Annotated in this window: 3 protein-coding genes and 1 pseudogene; 3 read left to right on the forward strand and 1 reads right to left on the reverse strand. The window is 69.4% G+C overall.

Annotated elements, in window-relative coordinates; genetic code table 11:
* Window positions 1-175: 175 nt before the first annotated feature.
* Window positions 176-346: a hypothetical protein gene (locus tag E3T54_RS16935; protein ID WP_166804950.1), complete on the reverse strand. Its 171-nt coding sequence runs from the start codon at window positions 344-346 to the stop codon at window positions 176-178.
* 14 nt (window positions 347-360) lie between these two features.
* Here E3T54_RS16935 and E3T54_RS17595 point away from each other — a divergent pair.
* The 3 genes and pseudogenes from E3T54_RS17595 to E3T54_RS17005 form a co-directional block, all read left to right on the forward strand.
* A pseudogene (locus tag E3T54_RS17595) lies at window positions 361-456 on the forward strand (HAMP domain-containing protein); the annotation flags it as partial.
* The gene (locus E3T54_RS17000) at window positions 451-990 is read left to right on the forward strand and encodes a cell wall metabolism sensor histidine kinase WalK (protein WP_134476576.1); all 540 of its coding nucleotides are present in this window, start codon (window positions 451-453) and stop codon (window positions 988-990) included. The pseudogene E3T54_RS17595 and the gene E3T54_RS17000, both read left to right, overlap by 6 nt.
* Window positions 894-1,157, forward strand: coding sequence for a cell wall metabolism sensor histidine kinase WalK (locus E3T54_RS17005; protein WP_241977279.1), 264 nt, complete (start codon window positions 894-896; stop codon window positions 1,155-1,157). Before E3T54_RS17000 ends, E3T54_RS17005 begins: the two co-directional genes overlap by 97 nt.
* Window positions 1,158-1,198 lie beyond the last annotated feature (41 nt).

Raw genomic sequence — 1,198 nt, forward strand, 5'->3', positions numbered from 1 at the left:
CACGGGTTAAGCGGCGAGTTGGATCTCTGCGGCCTGTGATGAGTATTGCATCTCGAAGTCAACGGGGGTGACATGCCCGATCGAGGAGTGGCGCCGGCGGCGGTTGTAGCGGTCCTCGATCCACTCCGCGACGCCGCGGATCGCGCGGGCCCGGGTGGGCCAGATGCGACGGTAGTCACCTCGCCTGGGCCAACGTCGGATCCACACCTGCCCAGCTCTTGCACACAGAGGAGGCCTTCCAGCCGGCGAACGCGATCTCGCTGTCCGTGGCGCTGCTGGCGGCGCTGGCGGCAGCGTTGGGGGTGAGCGTGTACATGACCCGCCGGATCGGGCGCTCCGTGGCCACCAGCCACAGCGGCCAGCGACGTTGCCGGTGGCCACTACGACGCCAGAGTCCCCGGACCGGGGCTCGGCCCGGAGTTCGACGCGCTCGCCTCTGGGTTCAACCAGATGGCCGGGCGGCTGGACGCGGTCGAGCGGAACCGCCGCAGACTGCTGGCCGACCTTGGACACGAGATGCGCACCCCGGTGGCGACATTGGCGGCCTACCTCGAGGCGCTGGAGGACGGCGTCGCGACGTTGGATGCTGAGACAGCCGAGCTGCTGCGTTCCCAGACCAGACGCCTGGCCCGGCTGTCCGAGGACATCAGTTCCGTCTCCCGGGCCGAAGAGGGACAGGTCCGGCTGGACACGCGCTCGGTGCAACCAGAGTCAGTGGTGACGGCCGCGGCCGACGCGGCGGCCGCGGCATACGAGGCGAAGGGCGTTCGTCTGGTCACCGACATCGCTGCCGGTCTGCCCGAGCTGTCCCTGGATTCGGAACGGATGGGACAGGTTCTGAGCAACCTGTTGGACAACGCGTTGCGACACACCCCACCGAAGGAACGGTCACGATTTCGGCCTCCCCATCGCCCGGGACGGGTGGCGCCGAGCTGTCCGTTGCGGACACCGGCGAGGGCATCCCGGCCGAGCACCTGGCCCATGTGTTAGAACGCTTCTACCGGGTCGACGCCGCTCGGGATCGGGCTCACGGAGGATCCGGCATCGGGCTGGCCATCGCGAAGGCCCTGGTTGAGGCCCACGGCGGGCAGCTCACCGTGACCAGCCCCGGGGTCGGGCAGGGGTCCACCTTTCGGGTCCTCCTGTCCGACCGCTGAGCTCGGTTATCGCGCGCGCACCAGCCAAGCCCGCGGTAGTC

It is taken from the genome of Cryobacterium sp. Sr8 (assembly GCF_004403225.1).
GTDB classification, from domain to species: Bacteria; Actinomycetota; Actinomycetes; order Actinomycetales; family Microbacteriaceae; genus Cryobacterium; species Cryobacterium psychrotolerans.

Coding starts and splice junctions, on each gene's coding strand:
- E3T54_RS17000 (WP_134476576.1), top strand. CDS start 451: ATGGCCGGGCGGCTGGACGCGGTCGAGCGGAACCGCCGCAGACTGCTG.